At 71.1% G+C, this 3,053-nt stretch carries 3 protein-coding genes; all 3 read left to right on the top strand.

The features are described from left to right. On the top strand, positions 1-1,671 hold a 1,671-nt coding region (locus ACFQ27_RS20730), incomplete at its 5' end, for a chemotaxis protein CheA (protein WP_377354907.1). Positions 1,672-1,682: 11 nt separating this feature from the next. Next, positions 1,683-2,183 (top strand): chemotaxis protein CheW, encoded by a 501-nt coding sequence (locus tag ACFQ27_RS20725; protein WP_377354905.1) that lies wholly within the window; start codon positions 1,683-1,685, stop codon positions 2,181-2,183. A 12-nt stretch (positions 2,184-2,195) separates the two neighbouring features. Next, positions 2,196-3,053: HAMP domain-containing protein (locus ACFQ27_RS20720; RefSeq protein ID WP_377354904.1), on the top strand; the 858-nt coding region annotated here is incomplete at its 3' end.

Raw genomic sequence — 3,053 nt, 5'->3', positions numbered from 1 at the left:
GACGCCCTGCTGGCCCGCCTGCACGCCGCCGTCGCGGCCGCGGCCGGCGGTGATCCTGGCGCCGAGCAGGCGGCCGAGCCGGTCCCGACGGCCACCACCTGGAAGGTGAAGTTCAGCCTGCCCGCCGACGCGCTGGTGAACGGCACGCGCCCGCTGCCCTTGCTGGACGAGCTGCGCGAGCTCGGCCCCTGCCAGGTCACGGCGATCACGGACAATGTCCCGCCCCTGGCGGCGCTCGAGCCCACCGAATGCCACCTGGCCTGGGAGGTGGTGCTGACCACCGAGCATCCCAAGGCCGCCATCGAAGACGTCTTCATCTTTGTCCTCGACGACATGACCCTGGAGATTGAGGCGCTGGGCGCGCCCGAGGTCTCCGCGCCGGCGGCCTCGACCCCGGCGGCCGTCGCCGTCAGCGAGGTCGCCGCCCCGCTCGTCTCCATCGCCGCCGAGTCCTCCGCCTCCGAGACCCCCGCTTCTGAAGCCAGGGCCAGCCGGGGCGGCGAGACCGTGCGGGTGCCTGCCGAGCGCCTCGACGAACTGATGGACCGGGTCGGTGAGCTGGTCATCGCCCAGTCGCGGCTGAAGCAGGTGGCCGCCGCCGGCGCCGATCCCAACCTGCGCGCCGTCTCCGAGGAGATCGAGCGCCTGGCCGCCGAGCTGCGCGACACCATGATGGTGGTGCGCATGGTCCCCGTGGCCCAGCTGTTCGGCCGCTTCCGTCGCCTGATCCACGACCTGGCCCGCGACACCGGCAAGACCATCGAGCTGACCACCGAGGGCGAGACCACCGAGCTCGACAAGACGGTGATCGAGCGGCTGGCCGACCCGCTGGTCCACCTGATCCGCAACTCCGCCGACCATGGCCTGGAGACCCCTGAGGAGCGCAAAGCCGCCGGCAAGTCGCCCGCAGGCCAGGTGCGGCTCACCGCGCGCCAGGCCGGCGCCGAAGTGATCATCACCATCACCGACGACGGCCGGGGCGTGAACCGCGAGCGCGTTCGGGCCAAGGCCGAGGAGAACGGGCTGATCCAGCCCGGCGCCGTGCTCAGCGACCATGACCTCCTGCAGCTGATCTTCCATCCGGGCTTCTCCACCGCGGCGGCCATCACCAACCTGTCCGGCCGCGGCGTCGGCATGGACGTGGTCAAGCGGACCATCGAGGGCCTGCGCGGGTCCATCGAGATGAAGAGCGAGCCGGGTCAGGGCTCCCAGATTGATCTGCGCATTCCGCTGACCCTGGCCATCATCGACGGCCTGCTGGTCCGGGTGGGCCAGGCCCGCTACGTGATCCCCCTGGCCGCGGTCGAGGAATGCGTCGAGCTGTCGGCCGAGCAGGACGTCCGCTCCACCGGGCGCAGCCTGATCACCCTGCGCGACCAGCTGGTGCCGTTCATCCGCCTGCGCGAGCTGTTCCACACCGGCCAGGCGCCAGACCCGCACCAGAAGATCGTGGTGGTCAGCACCGGCCAGGAACGGGTCGGCCTGGTGGTCGACCAGATCCTTGGCGACCACCAGACGGTCATCAAGTCCCTGTCGGCCTTCCACGCTGACGTGGAGACCTTCTCGGGCGCGACCATCCTCGGCGACGGCGGCGTCGCCCTGATCCTCGACATCGCGCACCTAGTCGCCGCCGGCCAGCGCCGGGACGCGCAGCTGCGCGCCGCCGGTTGAGGACCCTGGAGATGGTTGACGACATGAACCAGAGCGCCGACGCCCTGCAGGTCCTGACTTTCGACCTGCATGGCGAGACCTTCGCCCTTGAAGCCGGCCTGGTGCGCGAGGTGCTGGACCTGACACCGGAGACGGCGGTTCCGGGGTCCGCGCCCTTTGTCAGCGCGGTGATCAACTTCCGCGGCCGGGTGATCCCCTTGGCCGACCTGCGCCTGGCCTTCGGCCTGGCGCGCGGGGCCGACACCATCGACAGCCGCATCGTGGTCATCGAGTACGAGCTGGAGGGCGGACCCACCCTGGTCGGCCTGCGCGCCGACAAGGTGCACGAAGTCACCTCGCTCGAGGCCGTCGACACCGAGGAGGCCCCGCGGGTGGGCCTGCGGTGGCGCACCGACTTCATCCGCTGCCTGGCCCGACGGGACGGCGACCTGATCGTCGTCCCCGATCTCGGCCAGATCTTCGCCACCAAGGGCGGCGCCACCGGCGCCGTCGTTCCCCTGCATCAGGCCTGAGGAAGGACCAGCATGCGTTTCACCCTCAAAGCCAAGATGGTCGTCGCCTTCGGCGCCATCATCGCCCTGCTGGCGCTGAGCGCCGCCGAAAGCCTCTCCAGCGCCAGTACGGCGAACCGCGAGTTCGACACCGCGATCGAGGGTCCGGTGGCCCGCCTTCGCCTCGCCCAACAGCTCCAGGTCCGCGTGGTCAATGTCGCCGCCGCCGAGCGCGAGATGCTGACCGCGCCGACCCGCCAGGAGGTCGCGGCGCTGGAGCAGCGCGTGGCCAAGGACCGGCAGGGATTCGAGGCCGACTTCGCCCGCGCCAAGGCGCTGGCCGGGACCGACGCCCAGGGCCGCTGGAGCGAGTTCCGCGCCGCCTGGGACGGCATGCTGCGCAATCATGAAGCCGTGGCCAACCTCTTGATGGAGGGCCATCGCGCCCAGGCCGCCGCCCTGTCCTCGGGCGAGGGCCGTCGCAACATCGACGCCGCAGAAGCCGCGGTCTCCGCGCTGCGGAGCCTGGACGAGGCGGAACTGGACGCCACCACCAAGCGGACCGAAGCGGCCTTCGCCCGCACCCGCATGATCCTGGCCGGCGTGGGCCTGGTCTCTGTCCTCGCCGCCGTCGGCCTGGCCCTGTGGCTGTCCCTGTCGGTCACCCGCGGCCTCAGCAAGGTCTCCACCCTGATCCGCGCGGTCTCCATCGGCGACCTGAACCAGAAGGTGACCGCAACCTCCAACGACGAGATCCGCGACCTGATCGACTCGGTCGACGCCATGACCGCGACCCTGCGCGACGCCGCCGCCCTGGCCGACCAGATCGCCGACGGCGACCTGACGGTCGAGCCCAAGCCCCTGTCCGACAAGGACACCCTGGGCCTGGCT

This window comes from Phenylobacterium conjunctum (assembly GCF_042679085.1).
Lineage (GTDB): Bacteria > Pseudomonadota > Alphaproteobacteria > Caulobacterales > Caulobacteraceae > Phenylobacterium > Phenylobacterium conjunctum.
This window is presented reverse-complemented; position numbering and strand designations above follow the sequence as displayed.